Below are 19,157 nucleotides of genomic sequence, written 5' to 3'. Positions count from 1 at the left end.
CCCACGATTGGCAAGACGGCAAGGATACCCGGTTTCCCATGACGCGTCCACCTTGCCCGACGAATCCCCGCCGGGCCGGGCCGCGTGCGGGTAAACACGCGCCATCGCACCGCTCGCCGTGATGTAAACGTTCCGTCTATAATCGACCGGGCTTCATTGGACTGCCATTTGCCGTTGCACCGCGCTCACAATTCCTAATCACGGAGACGAGGCAAGCATGAGCGAAGCACCCCACGAATCTCCCGTCAAAACCCCCGGGCAGCTGATTGCCGTCATCATCGCGTCGTTCGCGATTCCGATCATCCTGATCGTCCTGTTCGCCAACTATGCGAACCATGCGTTCCGTGCCGGCGCCGGCACGGACGCGCTATCCGACGAACAGGTCGCCGCACGTGTCGCCCCGCTCGCGAAGGTCGACGTGAAGGACGCCAACGCGCCCCGCACGTACAAGACCGGCGAGGAAGTCTACAAGGCCGTCTGCGTGACCTGCCACGGCACGGGCGCCGCCGGCGCGCCGAAGTTCGGCAACAAGGACGACTGGGCGCCGCGCATCTCGCAAGGCTTCGACACGCTGCTGAAGACGGCGCTGGCCGGCAAGGGCGCGATGCCGCCGCGCGGCGGCACGAGCCCCGACGACGTCAGCGACTATGAAATCGCCCGTGCGATCGTCTACATGGCGAACAACGACGGCGCGAACTTCCCCGAACCGGCCGCGCCGGCCGCCAACGCGGCGCAATCCGCCAGCGGCGCCGCAGCCGCGTCGGGCACGGCGGACGCCGCCAGCGCGCAAATCGCCGCGGCCCAGGCGGCAATCGCCGCGCTCCCGAAGGCCGGTGAAGCGCCCGCGGCAGCGGCCGCCCCGGCCGGCGCCGACGCCGGCAAGGCGCTGTACACGTCGACCTGCCAGGCCTGCCACGCGGCGGGCGTGCTCGGCGCGCCGAAGTTCGGCAGCAAGGAAGACTGGGCGCCGCGCCTGAAGGACTCGATGGACACGGTCTACAACTACGCGCTGCACGGCAAGGGCGCGATGCCGCCGAAGGGCGGGTCGAACGCGTCGGACGCCGACGTGAAGGCCGCCGTCGACTACATGGTCAACGCGTCGAAGTAATCCCAACCGGCCATCAGTAAAAAACCCCCGCGATGCGTGTGCGTCGCGGGGGTTTTGTTTTGCGGGCGAACCTCTGGAGCGCCGGAGCGCCATGCGCCCGGCGCCGCCGCGTCACTTCTGCAGCAACGCCTTCAGGCTCGCGAGCCGGTCCTTCGGCGACATCGGCGCCTCTTCCGGCGTCGGCGGCGGCGCGTCGTCGAGCCCCATCTCCGGGATGAAGCGCGACGGTTCGCACACGACCGTCTCGCGCGCCCGCTTGCGCTTCTTGCACCAGTTCAGGTGCAGGCTGCGCTGCGCGCGCGTGATCGCGACGTACATCAGCCGGCGCTCCTCCTCGATCCGCTCGTTGTCGATCGGGCCGTCGTCCTCGGAGCCGCCGCGGTGCGGCATGATGCCTTCCTCGACGCCGACCAGGAACACGTGCGGATACTCGAGCCCCTTCGACGCATGGACCGTCGACAGCCGCACCGCATCCGGATCCTCGTCCTTGCCCTCGAGCATCGACATCAGCGCGACGGTCTGGATCAGGCCGAGCAGGTTCTTGCCGGTATCGGCGAGCCCGTCCGCGTTGTGGAAGCCTTCCGCCTCGCCATCGACCGCTTCCGTCTCGGGCTTGGTGCCCTTGCGCTTCAGCCATTCGAGGAATTCGAGCACGTTCTGCCACTTCGACTGCGCCTGCCGTTCGTCGAACGCGTCGTACAGGTACGCCTCGTAGTGGATCGCCTCCATCATGTCGTCGAGCACGGCGGTGGCGGGATCCTTGTCCGCACGCTCGGTCAGGCGCTGGATGAAGTCGCAGAACATCCGCAGCGGCTCGACCTGGCGCGCGGACAGCCGCGCCTCGATCCCGCCCATGTACACGGCCTCGAACAGCGACACCTTCGCCTGGCCCGCGAACGAGCCGAGCGCTTCGAGCGTCGTGTTGCCGATCCCGCGGCGCGGCGTGGTGACGGCGCGGATGAACGCGGGATCGTCGTCGGCGTTCGCGATCAGCCGCAAGTATGCGCACAGATCCTTGATCTCGGCCTTGTCGAAGAACGACTGGCCGCCCGACAGCACGTACGGAATCCGCTCGCGGCGCAGCACCTGCTCGAAGATCCGCGCCTGGAAGTTGCCGCGATACAGGATCGCGTAGTCGCGGAACTGCGCGCGCCGCTCGAACCTGTGCGCGGACAGCCGGAACACGACCGATTCGGCTTCATGCTCCTCGTCGTTGCACGGCGTGACGGTGATCGAGTCGCCCATCCCGTGCTCGGACCACAGCTTCTTCTCGAACAGCTTCGGGTTGTTCGCGATCACGTTGTTCGCGGCGGTCAGGATGCGCACCGTCGACCGGTAGTTCTGCTCGAGCTTGACCAGGTGCAGCTTCGGGAAATCCTTGCCGAGCTGCGCGAGGTTCTCGAGCGTCGCGCCGCGCCAGCCGTAGATCGCCTGGTCGTCGTCGCCCACCGCCGTGAACGCCGCGCGCGGGCCGGCGAGCAGCTTCAGCAGCTCGTACTGGCACGCGTTGGTGTCCTGGTATTCGTCGATCAGCAGATAGCGCAGCTTGTTCTGCCAGCGATCGCGCACCTGCTCGTTCTTCGCGAACAGTTCGGCGGGCAGGCGGATCAGGTCGTCGAAGTCGACCGCCTGGTACGCATGCAGCGTCGCGACGTAGTTGCGGTAGACCAGCGCGGCCTGGTGCTCGTCCTCGTTGGCCGCGATCGTCATCGCTTCCTCGGGCATGATCAGGCCGTTCTTCCACAGCGAGATGGTGCTCTGGATCTTGCGGATCAGGCCCTTGTCGGTCGTGCCGATCTGCTCCTGGATCATCCCGAAGCAGTCGTCCGAATCCATGATCGAGAACTGCGGCTTCAGGCCGACGTGCTCGGCCTCCTGGCGCAGGATCTGCACGCCCAGCGAGTGGAACGTGCAGACGGTGAGCTGGTTGACGGGCACCTTGCGGCCTTCCTTGCCGGGCGTGGTGAGCGTCTTGCCCTCGAGCAGCTTCGACACGCGCTCGCGCATTTCGGCGGCCGCCTTGTTCGTGAACGTGACGGCGGCGATGTGGCGCGGCTCGAAGCCTTTCGCTTCGATCAGGTGCGCGATCTTCTGCGTGATCACGCGGGTCTTGCCGCTGCCCGCGCCGGCGAGCACGAGACAGGGACCGTCGAGGTAGCGCACCGCTTCGTTCTGGGCGGGATTCAGGCCTGCGGACATGATGGCGGATGGTGTTGCGGTTGACGGCGGAACGCCGGGAGGATGCCGTGCGCGGCGGGCTGGCGAAGCAGGCGGACACGCGGGCAGGACGCGCATGTTAACACGTCGGCGGCGTGCTTTTCGGGAGCGCCGCCGGGCGGGGCTGCGCGGGCCGACCGGCCGGGCACCCCCTGTCCGTTCGGCCAATCCGGCCCCGTTCGCGCACCGATCGGCCACAATATGGCCACTTCGGCGCCGCCCCCGCGCCGGCCCGTTTGCGTCACCCTTACCGCCACCGGATCGACTTCATGGGATACCCGTTCGTCACCGCCGCCCTCGGCCCGCTGCTGTTCGCACAGGGGCGCTACGTGCGCCGCGTCACGCCGCGGCTGCCCGAGGCCGCCGGCCCGCGCGACGGCGTGGCGGGCGACGGCCCGCCGCTGCGCGTGCTGGTGGTCGGCGATTCGGCCGCCGCGGGCGTCGGCGTCGCGACGCAGCGCGACGCGCTGTCCGGGCAGCTGGCGAGCGCGCTCGCGGCCACCCATCGCGTGAGCTGGAAGCTGCTCGCGCGCACCGGCCTGACCACGCGGGAGCTGGTCGACTGGCTCGCCGCCGAGCCGGCCGAGCCGTTCGACGTGGCCGTCACGTCGCTCGGCGTCAACGACGTGACGGGCGGCGTGCCGCCGGGCCGCTGGCAGGCGCAGCAGGCCGAGCTCGTCCGGTTGCTCGCCGCGCGCTTCCGGGTTGGGCACGCGATCCTGTCGGCGGTGCCGCCAATGGAGCGCTTTCCGGCGCTGCCGCAGCCGCTCGCGTGGTATCTCGGGCTGCGCGCGAAGCGGCTCAACACGGCGCTCGCCGGGTGGGCCGCCACGCAGCCGCACTGCACGTTCCTGCGCGTCGAGCTGCCGCTCGAGCGCCACCTGATGGCCACCGACGGCTTCCACCCCGGCGCAACCGCCTGCGCGGTGTGGGCCGCGCAGGTCGCTGCCGCCGTGCTGCGGCGGGCAACCGTATGACGCCAGGCGGCGCCCCCGCGGCAGCCGTTCATTGCACGGGCGTAGGCGGGCAAACCCCGCTCGCGCGGCCCCCCGGCCCGCGCAAATTGCCGGCTTTCCTTGCGCAAGCGCCGCATCGCATCGCGCATTTCGCCCGAACGCGCCGGTGCAAGCGGCGGCGCCATGCCAAAATAGCCGGTCGTCTTCGCGCCGTCCCGGCGCGCCATCCTTTAATTTCCTTCGCAGCCAGGAATTGCCATGTCGTCATTGCTCAGGATTGGTTTGATGGGTTTCGGTTTCGCCGGCGCGACGTTCCACGCGCCCGTGATCGCCACGAGCGGCCGCACTGAAGTCGCCGCGATCGCGACGGGTCAGCCCGATCGCGCGCAGGCGGCGTATCCGGGCGCGCGCGTCGTCCCCGATCTCGACACGCTGCTCGGCCTCGACGATATCGAATGCGTGGTGATCGCCACGCCGAACGACACGCACTTCGCGCTCGCGCGCCAGGTGCTCGAAGCGGGCCGCCACGTGGTCGTCGACAAGCCCGTGACGCTCACCGCCGACGAGGCGCTCGCGCTCGCGCGGCTCGCGAACGCGCGCAGCCGGCTGTTCGCGCCGTTCCACAACCGCCGCTGGGACGGCGATTTCCTCACCGTGCGCGACATCGTCAAATCGGGCGAGCTCGGCCGCATCACCAGTTTCGAGTCGCACTTCGACCGCTTTCGCCCGACGCCGCGCACGCGCTGGCGCGAGGAGCCGGCTCGCGGCGGCGGCCTGCTGCTCGACCTCGGCCCGCACCTGATCGACCAGGCGCTCGCGCTGTTCGGCCTGCCGGAAACGGTGAGCGCGACCGTCAAGACGCGCCGCGACAACGGCACGGCGCCCGATTTCGTGCACCTGCAGCTCGGCTATCCGGACAAGGACGTCGCGCTGCATGCGAGCGCGCTGTCGGCGATCGAACCCGCGCGCTTCACGCTGCACGGCACGCGCGGCAGCTACCAGAAGTTCGGGCTCGACACGCAGGAAGACCAGCTCAAGGCCGGCCTCACCGCCGACGACGTCGAATTCGGCGGCGGCAACCCGCCCGGCCTGCTGCGCGTGCTCGACGGCGAAGTCGAGGTCGAGCGCCCGGTGCCGACGCTCGATGGCCAGTACGCGGAGTTCTACCGCGCGCTCGCCGCGTCGATCCGCGACGGCGCGCCATTCCCCGTCACCGCGCAGGACGCCGTCGACGTGATGACGATCATCGAGCTCGCCGCGCAGAGCGAGCACGACGGCCGCCGGCTGCCGTTCGTGCGCCGCACGATCTGACACCGCGCGCCGGCCGGTCGCGGCCGGCCGGCGCCGGTGCAGCGGGATCAGCCGGAACATTCGGTTACAAATGCCGGGGGAACGAAAGTCAGCGGCAGACTGGTCTGATGCGTTTCTCGAAAAAGTCGATCCGACACCAATCCGTCAGGAGAATGTTGATGCAACGGTTGATTCGCGCAGCAGCGTGCTGCGTCCTGGTTTCCTCGCTTGCGGCCTGTATCGTGCAGCCGCAGCAGCCGGTCCGCCCGGCGCCCCCGCCGCGGCCGAATCCGCAGGTCGTCGCGAACGAGCGGATGCAGCAGATCCAGGGCCGGATCGACAATCTGCACCGCCGCATCGATGCGCGCGTGAACGGCGGCTACTACCCGCCGCCGTACGGCGCGCAGCTTCATCATCGCCTCGACGTGATCCGCCAGGAATCGAACGACATGTCCGCGCAGCACAGCGGCGGCCTGTCAGGCGACGAGCAGCGCGTGCTGAACCAGGAACTCGACACGGCCGCGCGCGCGATCGGCGAGTAACGCACCGGCCGGCGCCCGCCGGAGCGGAAAAAGCGGCGGCACCGGCTGCCGCCGCTTGTCGCGAAGCGACATTCTTTTGCTCAAATTGACAAGGCCCACCCGCTCGCGTACAGTCGCCCGCACGCGTCGGGAGAGCGTGTAACCGAGCTGTTTCAGCCGGTTGCGCCGCCGAAGGGGCACACCCGCAAACTCTCAGGCAAAAGGACCGACCGCGTCGGGGAATCCCGTCCGCGCATTGCGCGGGCCACACTCTCCCCGCACTCTGGAGAGCGGCAGTAGCCCGCAGCGCATCCGCTGCGCGGGCAAGCTGCCCACCGAAGGGGCGCGCGTTCGCCAGGCCTGGCCGGCAGCGCAATCTCTCAGGTATCGAGGACAGAGGGGCATGTACCGGATCGCTCGCAGGCCATCGGCCGCGGTGGTCGGCACATGGCCGTTCTGATCCGCGCGCAAGCGCCTTGCCTGAGGCCTCGATGACTGCACTGAATCACACCCCGCTCAACGCCGCGCACCGCGCGCTCAATGCCCGCATGGTCGACTTCGGCGGCTGGGACATGCCCGTCAACTACGGCTCGCAGATCGAAGAACATGAAGCCGTGCGCACCGACGCCGGCATGTTCGACGTGTCGCACATGTGCGTCGTCGATTTCACCGGCAGCCGCGTGCGCGCGTTCTTCGAGCATGCGATCGCGAACAACGTCGGCAAGCTCAAGACGCCCGGCAAGGCCCTCTACTCGTGCCTGCTCAATCCGCAGGGCGGCGTCATCGACGACCTGATCGTCTACTACTTCACCGAAGAATTCTTCCGCGTCGTCGTCAACGCCGGCACGGCCGAGAAAGACATCGCGTGGTTCAACCAGCTGAACGAGCAAGGCGGCTTCGGCGTCACGATCGCGCCGCGCCGCGATTTCGCGATCATCGCCGTTCAGGGCCCGAACGCCCGCGAAAAGACCTGGGCGACCGTGCCCGCCGCGCGCGCCGCCACCAGTGAGCTGAAGCCGTTCAACGCCGCGCAGGTCGCCGGCACGCCGTTCGGCGATCTCACCGTCGCGCGCACCGGCTACACCGGTGAAGACGGTTTCGAAGTGATCGTCCCGGCCGTGCACGTCGAAGCGCTGTGGAACGCGCTGCAGCAAAACGGCGTGCGCCCGTGCGGGCTCGGCGCGCGCGACACGCTGCGCCTCGAGGCCGGCATGAACCTGTACGGCCAGGACATGGACGACACCGTGTCGCCGCTCGACGCGGGCCTCGCGTGGACGGTCGACCTCTCCGCGCCGCGCGACTTCGTCGGTCGTGCCGCCCTGGAAGCCAACGGCACCCGCGCCGCGTTCGTCGGCCTGATCCTGCAGAAGGAAAACGGCAAGGCCGGCGGCGTGCTGCGCGCGCACCAGAAGGTCGTCACGCCGCACGGCGAAGGCGAGATCACGAGCGGCACGTTCTCGCCGTCGATGCAGGAATCGATCGCGTTCGCGCGCGTGCCGGCGGCCGTCCAGATCGGCGACCTCGTCCAGGTGCAAATTCGCGACAAGAATCTTCCCGCGCGCGTGGTAAAACTGCCGTTCGTGCGCAACGGCAAGGTCCTCGCTGCGTAACGGCCGGGAGGCCCGCCTCCCGGGAAGCCGGGAGATGGCGCCCGGCGCAATACCATACCCGGCGCGCCCCGGCGGCGCGCCAGCAAAACGAACACACCCTTTTACCAGGAGCATCCGATGAGCAACGTCCCGGCCGATCTGAAATACACCGACGAACACGAATGGATCCGCACCGAGGCGGACGGCACGCTGACGGTCGGCATCACCGATCACGCGCAGAGCACGCTCGGCGACATCGTCTTCCTCGAACTGCCGCAAGTCGGCAAGTCGGTGACGGCGGGCGACGCCGTCGGCGTCGTCGAATCGGTGAAGGCCGCATCCGACATCTACTCGCCGGTATCCGGCGAGGTCGTCGCGATCAACGAAGATGCCGCCAATTCGCCGGAAGAAGTGAACAGCGACGCGTACGGCGTGTGGCTGTTCAAGATCAAGCTCGCGGCCGGCGCGTCGACCGACAAGCTGATCGACGCTGACGCGTACAGCAAGCTGATCGACTAATTTCCCTGAATCGCGCGGGACGGGTCAGCCACCCTGCCCCGCGCGGAACCCGGGCCGGCGTCAACGCGCCGCCCCGGGTCGACCGCAAAGCATGGGGCCCGGGCGAACGCTGCATCGCTCGCCCGGGCCGACCAAGGAACGCCATGAAGCTCGAACACCCGGACCGCCTGATGAACCGCACGCCCCTCTCGCTCGCCGCGCTCGAAACGCACGACGCGTTCGCCGAACGCCACATCGGCCCCGACGCCGCCAGCCAGCAGGCCATGCTCGACACGCTCGGCTTCCCGACGCGCGCCGCCCTGATCGACGCCGTGATCCCGGCCTCGATCCGCCGCGCCGAAACGCTGCCGCTCGGCCCGTTCGCGCAGCCGAAGAGCGAAGCCGAAGCCCTCGCCGCGCTGCGGGTTCTCGCGGACAAGAACCAGGTGTTCCGCTCGTATATCGGTCAGGGTTACCACGACACGCACACGCCGGCCGTCATCCTGCGCAACGTGCTCGAAAACCCGGCGTGGTACACGGCCTACACGCCGTACCAGCCCGAAATTTCCCAGGGTCGCCTCGAGGCGCTCCTGAACTTCCAGCAGATGGTCGCCGACCTCACCGGCCTCGCGATCTCGAACGCGTCGCTGCTCGACGAAGCCACCGCCGCCGCCGAAGCGATGACGCTGCTGCAGCGCACCGGCAAGCCGACGTCGAACGTGTTCTACGTCGCCGACGACGTGCTGCCGCAAACGCTCGAAGTGATCCGCACGCGTGCGCTGCCGGTCGGCATCGAGGTCAAGACCGGCCCGGCCGCCGACGCCGCGCAAGCGAATGCGTTCGGCGTGCTGCTGCAATACCCGGGCGTGAACGGCGACGTGCGCGACTACCGCGCGCTCACCGAAGCGATCCACGCGGCCGGCGGCCACGTGGTCGTCGCGGCCGACCTGCTCGCGCTGACCGTGCTCACGCCGCCGGGCGACTGGGGTGCGGACGTCGCGATCGGCAACACGCAGCGCTTCGGCGTGCCGATGGGTTTCGGCGGCCCGCACGCCGCGTATCTCGCGGTGCGTGACGAATTCAAGCGCCAGATGCCGGGCCGCCTCGTCGGCGTGACGGTCGACGCGCAGGGCAAGCCCGCGCTGCGCCTCGCGCTGCAGACGCGCGAACAGCACATCCGCCGCGAGAAGGCGACGTCGAACGTGTGTACCGCGCAGGCGCTGCTCGCGATCATGGCCAGCATGTACGCGGTCTACCACGGCCCGCACGGCCTGAAGACGATCGCGCTGCGCGTGAACCGCATCGCGGCGCTGCTCGCCGCCGGCGTGAAGCAGCTCGGCTTCGCGACCGTCAACGACACGTTCTTCGACACGCTGACGATCGACACCGGCGCGCGCACCGCACAGGTCCACGAATTCGCGAAGGCGAAGCGCATCAACCTGCGCCGCGTGAGCGACACGCAAGTCGGCGTATCGGTCGACGAAACGACGACGCGCGACGACCTCGCCGATCTCCTCGCCGTGTTCGCGCAAGCCGCGGGCGGCACCGCACCGGCCGTCGACGCGCTGGACGCGGGCGCAGCCGGCGTCCCCGCGCTGCCGGCCGGCCTCGAGCGCACGAGCGCGTACCTGACGCACCACGTGTTCAACCGCCACCATTCCGAAACCGAAATGCTGCGCTACCTGCGCAGCCTGTCGGACAAGGATCTCGCGCTCGACCGCTCGATGATCCCGCTCGGCTCGTGCACGATGAAGCTGAACGCGACGTCGGAAATGCTGCCCGTCACGTGGCCCGAGTTCGGCCGGATCCACCCGTTCGCGCCGGCCGACCAGACCGTCGGCTACCGCGAGATGATCGACCAGCTCGAGCAGATGCTCGTGGCGGCCACCGGCTACGCGGCCGTGTCGCTGCAGCCGAACGCGGGCTCGCAGGGCGAGTACGCGGGCCTGCTGATCATTCACGCCTACCACGCATCGCGCGGCGAAGCCCATCGCGACGTGTGCCTGATCCCGGCGTCCGCCCACGGCACGAACCCGGCATCCGCGCACATGGCCGGCATGAAGGTCGTGGTCGTTGCATGCGATGCACAGGGCAACGTCGACATCGCCGATCTGAAGGCGAAGGCCGACGCGCACGCGAAGGACCTCGCTGCAATCATGATCACGTACCCGTCGACGCACGGCGTGTTCGAGCAGAACGTCCGCGAGATCTGCGAGATCGTCCATGCTCACGGCGGCCAGGTGTACGTCGACGGCGCGAACATGAACGCGATGGTCGGCCTGACCGCGCCGGGCCAGTTCGGCGGCGACGTGTCGCACCTGAACCTGCACAAGACCTTCTGCATCCCGCACGGCGGTGGCGGCCCGGGCGTCGGTCCGGTCGCGGTCGGCGCGCACCTCGCGAAGTTCCTGCCGAACCAGCGTTCGACCGGCTACACGCGTGAGGAAGACGGCATCGGCGCGGTATCGGCCGCGCCGTACGGCTCGGCGTCGATCCTGCCGATCTCGTGGATGTACATCGCGATGATGGGTGCGAAGAACCTGACCGCCGCGACGGAAACCGCGATCCTCAACGCGAACTACATCGCGAAGCGCCTCGCGCCGCACTACCCGGTGCTGTATTCGGGCCCGGGCGGGCTGGTCGCGCACGAGTGCATTCTCGACCTGCGTCCGATCAAGGAATCGAGCGGCATCACCGTCGACGACGTCGCGAAGCGCCTGATGGACTACGGCTTCCACGCGCCGACGATGAGCTTCCCGGTGCCGGGCACGCTGATGGTCGAGCCGACCGAATCGGAATCGCAGGAAGAACTCGACCGCTTCATCGCCGCGATGATCGCGATCCGCGACGAAATCCGCGCGGTCGAGGAAGGCCGCGCCGACCGCGAGGACAACCCGCTGCGTCACGCACCGCACACCGCGGCCGTCGTCACCGCGAACGAATGGCCGCACGCGTACTCGCGCGAGCAGGCTGCGTACCCGGTGGCGTCGCTGGGCACGAACAAGTACTGGCCGCCGGTCGGCCGCGCGGACAACGTCTACGGCGACCGCAACCTGTTCTGCTCGTGCGTGCCGATGTCGGACTACGCATAACGCGCGCCAGGCCAGGAGCCGCCCGATGGTGACCGCACCGCACGCAACCCGGAGTTGCGTGCGGTTTTTTTGTTCGCCGCTCGAACCGGTTCACGTTCGTCCGCCAATCCGGCTAACATCACACGCGATCCAGCCAATGAAGGAGTTCCGCATGGTGCGTCCGATGTTTCCGGGCCATGGTGCAATGCAAGGGCGGCCGCGCGCGCGCCGCGTCGTGCCGATGCTCGTCGCGTCGCTGTCGTTTGCCGCCGCCGGTCTCGGCGCGTCCGGCAGCGCGCGCGCGGCGATGAATTTCTGCGCGGCGCCGGCACTGCAGGCGAGCGAGACGACACAGGCCGAGCCGGGCATCCAGGCGCTGATCCGCAGCGTCGACGCGCGCATCGGCGAGCAGCCGAAGGCGATGGCGCGCGTGCACACCGAGGGCACGCTGCCGCATGAAGGCATCTACGACCAGAGTGCCGCCGCGCTGAAGGATCTCGACCTGATGCGCGATGCCGCGCTCGCGTGGCGCGTGACGAACGCGCCGCGCTACCTGCAGCTCGTCGACCGCTTCCTGTCCGCGTGGGTCGCGACCTACCAGCCGAGCTTCAACCCGATCGACGAGACGCGCTTCGACAGCCTGATCGTCGCGTACGACATGACCGCGAGCGCGCTGCCGGTGAAGACCCGCAACGCGACGGCCGCGTTCATCGCGAAGCTCGGCGCCGGCTACGTCGCGCAGATCGACGCGCAGAAGCGTCCGCTCACGGGCACCTGGCGCAACAACTGGCAGAGCCACCGGATCAAGCTGATCGCGCTGTCCGCGTTCACGCTCGGCGACCGCAAGATGATGAACGCCGCGCAGCGGCTGTTCGTCGAGCATCTCGCCGACAACATCGGCCCGGACGGCAAGACCTGGGACTTCGAGGAACGCGATGCGCTGCATTACGCGGTCTACGACCTGCAGCCGCTGGTGACGGCCGCGCTCGCCGCGCGCCGCTTCAACCGCAACTGGCTGCGCGAGCGGGGCGCGAACGGCGCGACGCTCGCGGCCGCGCTCGACTGGCTCGTGCCGTACGCGCTCGGCGAAAAAACGCACGAGGAATTCGTGAATTCGCCGGTGCCGTTCGATGCGAAGCGCCGCGAGGCCGGCCTGCCGGGCTACACGGGGCAGTGGGACCCGAAAAACGCTACCGAACTCTTTCATCTGGCCGCGCGGCTCGACGGGCGCTACGCCCGCGTCGCGCAGCAGCTTTCCCCAACGCCGCCCGCATGGCTCGCCGCGTGCCTGCCATTGCAGGCGCGCTAGCATTATTCTTAAAGCAAGGCAGAAATCACTATGGCAGTCAGCGTCTTTGACCTTTTCAAGATCGGCATCGGTCCGTCCAGTTCGCATACGGTCGGGCCGATGCGCGCGGCGCTGATGTTCGTCCAGGGACTCGAGCGTGACGGGCAACTCGCGGCGACGGCCCACGTGAAGGTCGAGCTGTACGGCTCACTCGGCGCAACCGGCAAGGGCCACGGCACCGATCGCGGCGTGATGCTCGGCCTGCTCGGCGATGCGCCCGACACCGTCGATCCCGACACGATCGACGCGCGGCTGGAAGACGTCCGACAATCGAAGCAGCTCGCGCTGCTGGGCACGCATCCGGTGCCGTTCGTGCTGAAGGAGAACATCGCGTTCTACCGTCAGGCGCTGCCCGAGCACCCGAACGGGATGAAACTGCGCGCGTCCGACGCGAGCGGCAACGTGCTGGTCGAGCGCACCTACCTGTCGGTCGGCGGCGGCTTCGTCGTGACGGCCGGCGCGCCCAACACGAAGGTGCTGAGCGCGGCCGAGCAGATGACCCACCCGTTCCGCACCGGCGCCGAGCTGCTCGCGCTGACCGAGTCGACCGGCAAGTCGATCGCGCAGCTGATGTGGGAAAACGAGCGCGCGTGGCACACCGAGGAAGAGACGCGCGACGGCCTGCTGAAGATCTGGGCCGTGATGCAGTCGTGCGTGTCGCGCGGCTGCGGGATCGGCAACCCGGAAGCCGACGGCAACCTGCCCGGCCCGTTCCAGGTCAAGCGCCGCGCGCCGCAGCTGTACCGCACGCTGACGGGCAGCCCCGAGCGCGCGCTGCAGGATCCGCTGTCGATGATCGACTGGATCAACCTGTACGCGATCGCGGTCAATGAGGAAAACGCGGCCGGCGGCCGCGTCGTCACCGCGCCGACCAACGGCGCGGCCGGCATCATCCCGGCCGTGCTGCACTACTACACGCGCTTCACGCCCGGTGCGAACGAACAGGGCGTGATCGACTTCCTGCTGACGGCCGCCGCGATCGGCATTCTTTACAAGCTGAATGCGTCGATCTCCGGCGCGGAAGTCGGTTGCCAGGGCGAAGTGGGCGTGGCGTGCTCGATGGCGGCCGGCGCGCTCGCGGCCGTACTCGGCGGCACGCCGCAGCAGGTCGAGAACGCGGCCGAGATCGGGATGGAACACAACCTCGGCCTCACCTGCGACCCGGTCGGCGGGATGGTGCAGATCCCGTGCATCGAGCGCAACGCGATGGCGTCGGTGAAGGCGGTCAACGCGGCGCGCATGGCGCTGCGCGGCGACGGCTCGCACTACGTGTCGCTCGACTCGGTGATCAAGACGATGCGCGAGACGGGCGCCGACATGAAGACGAAGTACAAGGAAACGTCGCGCGGCGGGCTGGCGGTGAATATCGTCGAGTGCTGAGCGCGGCGCGTCACGGCCACTGCCGGCGCGCATGCAGTACACGGAGAATCTCCACGATGCCGTCGGCTGGCCGAATGCGATACACCAGTACATAATTCGGCGCGATCACCAGTTCGCGCGTGTCCGGCACGCGCCCCAGTCGATACAGCTCCGCGCGCGCCGGCAGCGACGCGGCCTTTGCCTCCAGCAGTTCGTCCAGTTCCAGCGCGGCCAGTGGATTGTCATGACCGATATAGTCGAGGATCGCAACGCGATCCTCGTACGCCTTCGGATGCCAGTGCAGTACGAGGGTCAAGAAGCATCACCCTGCTTGCCGGCAATCCTCCGACGCAGCGCATCGCGACGTGCCTCGAACCCGGCCCTGACTTCTGCGTCGGGAATCGAGGGGCGCGGGTCGTCCAGCGCCTGCTGCACCTGCTCGCGAAACCAGCGATCGTGAGCGGCCGCTTCGTGGGCCACTTTCAGCGCCTCGGCACGATCGGGCCGGGTCGTCCGGCCGGGCGCCTCCGGATCGAAGCCGGCCGCATCGACATCGAACCGGCTGATGCCGATGTCGCGCAAAAAGCCGACCAGCGTTTCAAAGCGACGGAACACGCGCACATCGCCGCGTTTGGCCGACAGGAAGCGTTCGTTCGCACCACAGCGGGCCGACAGCGCCCAGCCGTTGCCGCAGCCGACCACTCGCGCCGCACGTACGGCGCCCGCTTCGACGAGCTGGGTGAGCGTCTTCTGGTCGATCGTCTCGGTTGTCATGCCGTTCCTTGATTTCGTCAGTCGTTTCGACGGAAATTTTACTATTGAATGAGTTCCCATTTTATTGTTAATTGGGCGACATATTCGCGGAGGGTGAAACGGAAATTTGGCTGGATCCTTGTTGCCCCCAACTTTCCATCATCGGGCTATCGCCCACAAGCCGGCCTTTTGGCCATCGCGCACCACCAGCGATCCAGCATGCCTTCCCTTCTCCACGGCCGCCCGATCTATTCCCCCTTGTTCCGACACTTTTCAGCAGCCGGCGTACCGGCGCCCCGCCAACGGGCGTAAGCTGTACGTCCCGCTACCCAGGGAGACGGCAGCCCATGTCGCATTCCAAGGATCTCGAGCAGCCCGCCACCACCGGCGCGCGACTGCTCGTCGATGCGTTGCTCGCCAATCACGTCGAACGCGTGTTCTGCGTGCCGGGCGAGAGTTTCCTCGCCGTACTCGATGCGCTGGCGGACGACACCGCGCGCATTCAGACGGTCGTCTGCCGCCACGAGGCGGCCGCCGCGAACATGGCCGAGGCCGTCGGCAAGCTCACCGGCCGCCCCGGCATCGCGTTCGTCACACGCGGCCCCGGCGCGACCCATGCGTCGATCGGCGTGCACACCGCGTTCCAGGATTCGACGCCGATGATCCTCTTCGTCGGCCAGTGCGCACGCGAGCACCTCGACCGCGAAGCCTTCCAGGAAATCGACTACCGGCGGATGTTCGGCCAGATGGCGAAATGGGTCGCGCAGATCGACGACCCGCGTCGTATCCCCGAATACCTGAGCCATGCGTTCCACGTCGCGACGTCCGGGCGCCCCGGCCCGGTCGTGCTCGCGCTGCCGGAAGACGTGCTGTCCGAAGCGTGCGTGCCGCAGCCGGTCGTGCCGGCCGCGAAACGCGTCGCGGCCGCGCCGTCGGCCGCGCAGCTCGACGAGCTGCGCGAGCGGCTCGCGCGCGCCGAGCGGCCGTTCGCGATCGTCGGCGGCAGCGGCTGGACACCCGACGCATGCGCGAACCTGCGCACCTTCGTCGAGCGCTGGCAGCTGCCGGTGGCCTGCGCGTTCCGCTACCAGGACACGATCGACAACGCGCACCCGAACTACGCGGGCGACGTCGGGCTCGGGATCAACCCCGCGCTCGCGAAGCGCATCCGCGACGCCGACCTGCTGCTCGTGATCGGGCCGCGCCTCGGCGAAGCGACGACCGGCGGCTACACGCTGCTCGACATCCCGAAGACGCGCCAGACGCTGATTCACGTGCATCAAGGTGCGGACGAGCTTGGCCGCGTGTATGCGGCCGACCTGCCGATCGTGTCGGGCATGCCCGAAATCGCCGCGCCGCTCGCCGCGCTCGAGCCGCCCGAGCACCCGGCGTGGGCCGGCACCGCTGCCGATGCGCATCGTGCGTATCGCGAATGGCATGCGCCGCTGCCGATGCCCGGCGACGTCCAGCTCGGCGACGTGATGGTGCAGCTGCGCGAGCGCCTGCCGCATGACGCGATCCTCACCAACGGCGCCGGCAACTATGCGATCTGGCTGCATCGCCACTTCGCGTACCGGCACTTCCGCTCGCAGCTCGCGCCGACCAGCGGCGCGATGGGCTACGGCGTGCCGGCCGCGCTTGCCGCGAAGTCGCTGTACCCGTCGCGCGCCGTCGTCGCGCTCGCGGGCGACGGCTGCTTCATGATGGCCGGCAATGAGCTCGCGACCGCGATGCAGTACGGGCTGAACATCGTCGTGATCGTCGTCAACAACGGGCATTTCGGCACGATCCGCATGCATCAGGAGCGTAACTACCCGGGGCGCGTGCATGGCACGGGGCTCACGAATCCCGATTTCGCCGCGTATGCGCGTGCGTTCGGCGCACATGGCGAGACCGTCGAGCGCACCGCCGATTTCGCGCCCGCGCTCGGGCGCGCACTGACCTGCGGGCTGCCCGCGCTGATCGAGATCCGCATCCCGCAGGACGCCAGCACGCCGGCCGCGACACTCGAACAGATCCGCGAACAGGGCCGCCGCGCACGCGGTGGGTGACGGGGACATGCACGCCGCGCCGCACGCCGTCGCGCTGTCGCACGACGCCGCACTCACGTACCCCGGCACGCTGCTCGCGCCGGACGGCACGCTCGTCGCGCCTTACGATCTGGAGCACGGCGGTGCGCGTGCCGTCGGCCACGTGCCTGCCGCGCCCCGACGCGGCCTGCTGCACGCCGCGCACCGGCCGTTCCGGCTCGACTACGACCGTGCACGGCACGTACACGTGATCAACGGGATGGGTGTCACGCTCGGCGATTCGGTGATCGGGCTCACGGCACTCGCCGCGTTGCGCGCCGCGCACCCGGGCCTGCACTTCACGCTGTATCGACCGGCCTGCGCGCCGGGTTATGTCGAGGCGCTGTATGCGCTCGCGGCCGACAGCGTCGCGCCGTCGCGCGCACTGCCGTACCCCGCCGGCGCGCTGCCGGCGGACGCGCCGCGCATCGACGTCGGCAATCACCTGTACTGGCCCGCGTTCGCGCGGCTGCCGATGATCGATTTCTTCCTCGACGCGCTCGGCGTGGAGCCCGCGTCGGTGCCGGCGTCGGCCAAGCGCAACCGCTGGCTCGCGCAGTTGCCGCTGCCTGCGTTGCCTGCGCAATGGCAACGCCCGTACGTGCTGTTCTGCGCGACCGCGAGCACCGCGTTGCGCAGCGTGCCGCCGGCACTGCAGGCGACGATCGTCGAGCAGCTCGTGCAGCGCTACGGGTTGCCGGTAGCCGGGTTCTGGCCCGTCGCGCATCCCGCCTATGTCGACGTGAGCGCCGATGCGGCCGACGGTACGGCCCGGTTCATGGCATGGATCAAGGGTGCCAGCGTGCTGTTCGCGCCCGACACGGCAGCGCTCCATCTCGCCGACGGTTTCGACGTGCCGACGCTCGCGTGCTTCACGACGATCGGGCCGACGCTGCGCGTGCGCGACTATCCGCATTGCGTGCCGGTCGCGCTCGACGTGCCCGCTGAATTGCGCGGGATGCATCGCAGCGAACGGCCGGCCGATCTCGTGGCGGTCGAGGCCGCCTATCGCGCGATCGACTGGGATGCGCTGGCGTGGCCCGCGCCGCGCGAAACGGCGGCTACGGCCGAATAGGGACACAAGGTGCGGCGGCCAGTTGCGAGGCCGAAAGCGTCGCCGCCTGAGCCTGAGCCTGAGCCTGAGCCTGAGCCTGAGCCGGTGCCTGAACCTGAGCAGGTGCCGAAGGCGGCGTCTAAACCAAAACCACTTCGACTACCACCCCGCGCTCACCCCACCGCCACCATCACCGCGCGCTCGCGCAGCGTCTCCGACGGCCGCTTGCCGAACAGCCGCCGGTAATCCGTCGCGAACTGGCTGAGATGCCAGAAGCCCCACGCCTCCGCCACGTCCTGCACCGAGCCGGCCGCGCGGCCGCACAAGTCACGCCGCGCGCCGTTCAGCCGCAGCGTGCGCAGATAGGTGGCGGGCGCCATGCCGAGCACGTCCTGGAAGCAGTACTGCAGCGTGCGCCGGCTCACGTGCAACTGCTCGCACAGCTCGGGTACGCCGACCGGGCGCGTGCGGTGGGCGAGCACGTAGTCGCGCGCCTGTTCGACGATCCAGCGGCGCATCGACGGCGCACGGCCCGAATCGTCGTCGGCCGGCTGCGCGCACGCGTCGAACAGCGCGGCCAGCACCTCGCCCTGCAGGTCGTCGCGCTGCGCATCGGCCAGCGGGCCGGCCATCGCCATCGCGCCGTCGAGCCGTCGGCCGAGCAGCGCGCACAGGCGCGCGAGCCGCGCATCGCCAACCTGCATCACGCGCTGCGTGAACAGCCGCTCGTCGAGCGCACAGTGCTCGACCTCTTCCGCGTAGCGGCGCAGCACGTCGCCGCGCACGACGACACCGTAGATCGAGAACTGCGCGGGCGTCACCAGTTCGAATTCGACGTTGCCGGGCCGGAACGCGAGCGCACCCGGCCCGATGCGGCACGCATCGACGCGCGCGGTGCCGTCGCTCACGAGCGGAATGCCGAACCAGTACGCATCGCCGCGCACCTCACACGCCTGGCGCAGCAGGTGGCTCGTCGATTCGCGAAACAGCTTCATCGTGTCGAGCGGCAGCTCGGTCAATGTGCCGACGAATCGGCCGGCCGCGAGCTGGTCGTAGGTCTGCCGCCAGCCGATCAGGTTGCGCGCCTGCTCGTCGGCGTCATGCGCGACGCTGACGACCGCCTGCCCGGCCAGCGCGTCGTCGCCCTGCGCGTTGCGCCGGGTGTCTTCGGCCGTCGGTTCTTCGCTGCACGCCACGTATTGGTCCATCGTGTCCTCCCTCACCTGCCCGGAACCGCACCTGCCACGCAAGTCCCGTGCCGAACAGCGCGCGCCCCGCGCAAAGTCCGTCATTCGACGCTGCGCGGCACGGACGCGCCATGCGG

General features: G+C 69.1%; 15 protein-coding genes and 2 riboswitches. Of the genes, 11 read left to right on the top strand and 4 right to left on the bottom strand.

Annotated features, from left to right (window positions below; translation table 11 throughout):
• Nucleotides 1-217: 217 nt before the first annotated feature.
• Nucleotides 218-1,108: a c-type cytochrome gene (locus CFB40_RS00720; RefSeq protein WP_089424191.1), complete on the top strand. Its 891-nt coding sequence runs from the start codon at nucleotides 218-220 to the stop codon at nucleotides 1,106-1,108.
• Nucleotides 1,109-1,219: 111 nt separating this feature from the next.
• Here CFB40_RS00720 and CFB40_RS00715 read toward each other — a convergent pair whose 3' ends face one another.
• Nucleotides 1,220-3,307: a UvrD-helicase domain-containing protein gene (locus tag CFB40_RS00715; protein ID WP_089430431.1), complete on the bottom strand. Its 2,088-nt coding sequence runs from the start codon at nucleotides 3,305-3,307 to the stop codon at nucleotides 1,220-1,222.
• 287 nt (nucleotides 3,308-3,594) lie between these two features.
• On the opposite strand from CFB40_RS00715, the gene CFB40_RS00710 reads away from it, so the two are divergent.
• The 8 genes from CFB40_RS00710 (at nucleotide 3,595) to CFB40_RS00675 (ending at nucleotide 13,978) form a co-directional block, all read left to right on the top strand.
• On the top strand, nucleotides 3,595-4,302 hold the full coding sequence (locus CFB40_RS00710; RefSeq protein ID WP_089430430.1) for an SGNH/GDSL hydrolase family protein: 708 nt from the start codon (nucleotides 3,595-3,597) through the stop codon (nucleotides 4,300-4,302).
• Between the two features lie 237 nt (nucleotides 4,303-4,539).
• Nucleotides 4,540-5,592: an oxidoreductase gene (locus CFB40_RS00705; protein WP_089430429.1), complete on the top strand. Its 1,053-nt coding sequence runs from the start codon at nucleotides 4,540-4,542 to the stop codon at nucleotides 5,590-5,592.
• A 158-nt stretch (nucleotides 5,593-5,750) separates the two neighbouring features.
• Complete coding sequence (locus CFB40_RS00700) at nucleotides 5,751-6,113, top strand: hypothetical protein (RefSeq protein WP_011350564.1); 363 nt, start codon at nucleotides 5,751-5,753, stop codon at nucleotides 6,111-6,113.
• Nucleotides 6,114-6,230: 117 nt separating this feature from the next.
• Nucleotides 6,231-6,331, top strand: a riboswitch (glycine riboswitch).
• 34 nt (nucleotides 6,332-6,365) lie between these two features.
• A riboswitch (glycine riboswitch) is annotated at nucleotides 6,366-6,499 on the top strand.
• An 84-nt stretch (nucleotides 6,500-6,583) separates the two neighbouring features.
• Complete coding sequence (gene gcvT, locus CFB40_RS00695) at nucleotides 6,584-7,702, top strand: glycine cleavage system aminomethyltransferase GcvT (RefSeq protein ID WP_089424188.1); 1,119 nt, start codon at nucleotides 6,584-6,586, stop codon at nucleotides 7,700-7,702.
• Nucleotides 7,703-7,819: 117 nt separating this feature from the next.
• Entirely contained in the window at nucleotides 7,820-8,200 is a 381-nt protein-coding gene (gcvH, locus tag CFB40_RS00690) for a glycine cleavage system protein GcvH (protein WP_089430428.1), read from the top strand.
• A gap of 143 nt (nucleotides 8,201-8,343) precedes the next feature.
• Nucleotides 8,344-11,271 (top strand): aminomethyl-transferring glycine dehydrogenase, encoded by a 2,928-nt coding sequence (gene gcvP / locus CFB40_RS00685; RefSeq protein WP_089430427.1) that lies wholly within the window; start codon nucleotides 8,344-8,346, stop codon nucleotides 11,269-11,271.
• A gap of 151 nt (nucleotides 11,272-11,422) precedes the next feature.
• Nucleotides 11,423-12,559: an alginate lyase family protein gene (locus CFB40_RS00680; RefSeq protein ID WP_089424293.1), complete on the top strand. Its 1,137-nt coding sequence runs from the start codon at nucleotides 11,423-11,425 to the stop codon at nucleotides 12,557-12,559.
• Between the two features lie 30 nt (nucleotides 12,560-12,589).
• Nucleotides 12,590-13,978 carry an L-serine ammonia-lyase gene (locus CFB40_RS00675; RefSeq protein ID WP_089430426.1) on the top strand — a complete coding sequence of 463 codons (1,389 nt, stop codon included), beginning with the start codon at nucleotides 12,590-12,592 and terminating at the stop codon, nucleotides 13,976-13,978.
• Nucleotides 13,979-13,988: 10 nt separating this feature from the next.
• On the opposite strand, the gene CFB40_RS00670 is transcribed toward CFB40_RS00675, so the two are convergent.
• Together CFB40_RS00670 and CFB40_RS00665 are read right to left on the bottom strand one after the other, a co-directional pair.
• Nucleotides 13,989-14,273: a type II toxin-antitoxin system RelE/ParE family toxin gene (locus tag CFB40_RS00670; RefSeq protein WP_089430425.1), complete on the bottom strand. Its 285-nt coding sequence runs from the start codon at nucleotides 14,271-14,273 to the stop codon at nucleotides 13,989-13,991.
• Nucleotides 14,270-14,731: an antitoxin PaaA2 family protein gene (locus CFB40_RS00665; protein ID WP_089430424.1), complete on the bottom strand. Its 462-nt coding sequence runs from the start codon at nucleotides 14,729-14,731 to the stop codon at nucleotides 14,270-14,272. Before CFB40_RS00665 ends, CFB40_RS00670 begins: the two co-directional genes overlap by 4 nt.
• A 326-nt stretch (nucleotides 14,732-15,057) precedes the next feature.
• Between CFB40_RS00665 and CFB40_RS00660 the strand changes: the two genes are divergently transcribed.
• Nucleotides 15,058-16,761, top strand: coding sequence for a thiamine pyrophosphate-binding protein (locus tag CFB40_RS00660; RefSeq protein ID WP_089430423.1), 1,704 nt, complete (start codon nucleotides 15,058-15,060; stop codon nucleotides 16,759-16,761).
• A gap of 7 nt (nucleotides 16,762-16,768) precedes the next feature.
• Complete coding sequence (locus CFB40_RS00655) at nucleotides 16,769-17,854, top strand: glycosyltransferase family 9 protein (RefSeq protein ID WP_089430485.1); 1,086 nt, start codon at nucleotides 16,769-16,771, stop codon at nucleotides 17,852-17,854.
• A 152-nt stretch (nucleotides 17,855-18,006) separates the two neighbouring features.
• Here CFB40_RS00655 and CFB40_RS00645 read toward each other — a convergent pair whose 3' ends face one another.
• Entirely contained in the window at nucleotides 18,007-19,041 is a 1,035-nt protein-coding gene (locus CFB40_RS00645; RefSeq protein WP_089430422.1) for a helix-turn-helix domain-containing protein, read from the bottom strand.
• Between the last annotated feature and the right edge of the window lie 116 nt (nucleotides 19,042-19,157).

The sequence above is a fragment of the Burkholderia sp. AU31652 genome, assembly GCF_002223155.1.
Lineage (GTDB): Bacteria > Pseudomonadota > Gammaproteobacteria > Burkholderiales > Burkholderiaceae > Burkholderia.
This window is presented reverse-complemented; position numbering and strand designations above follow the sequence as displayed.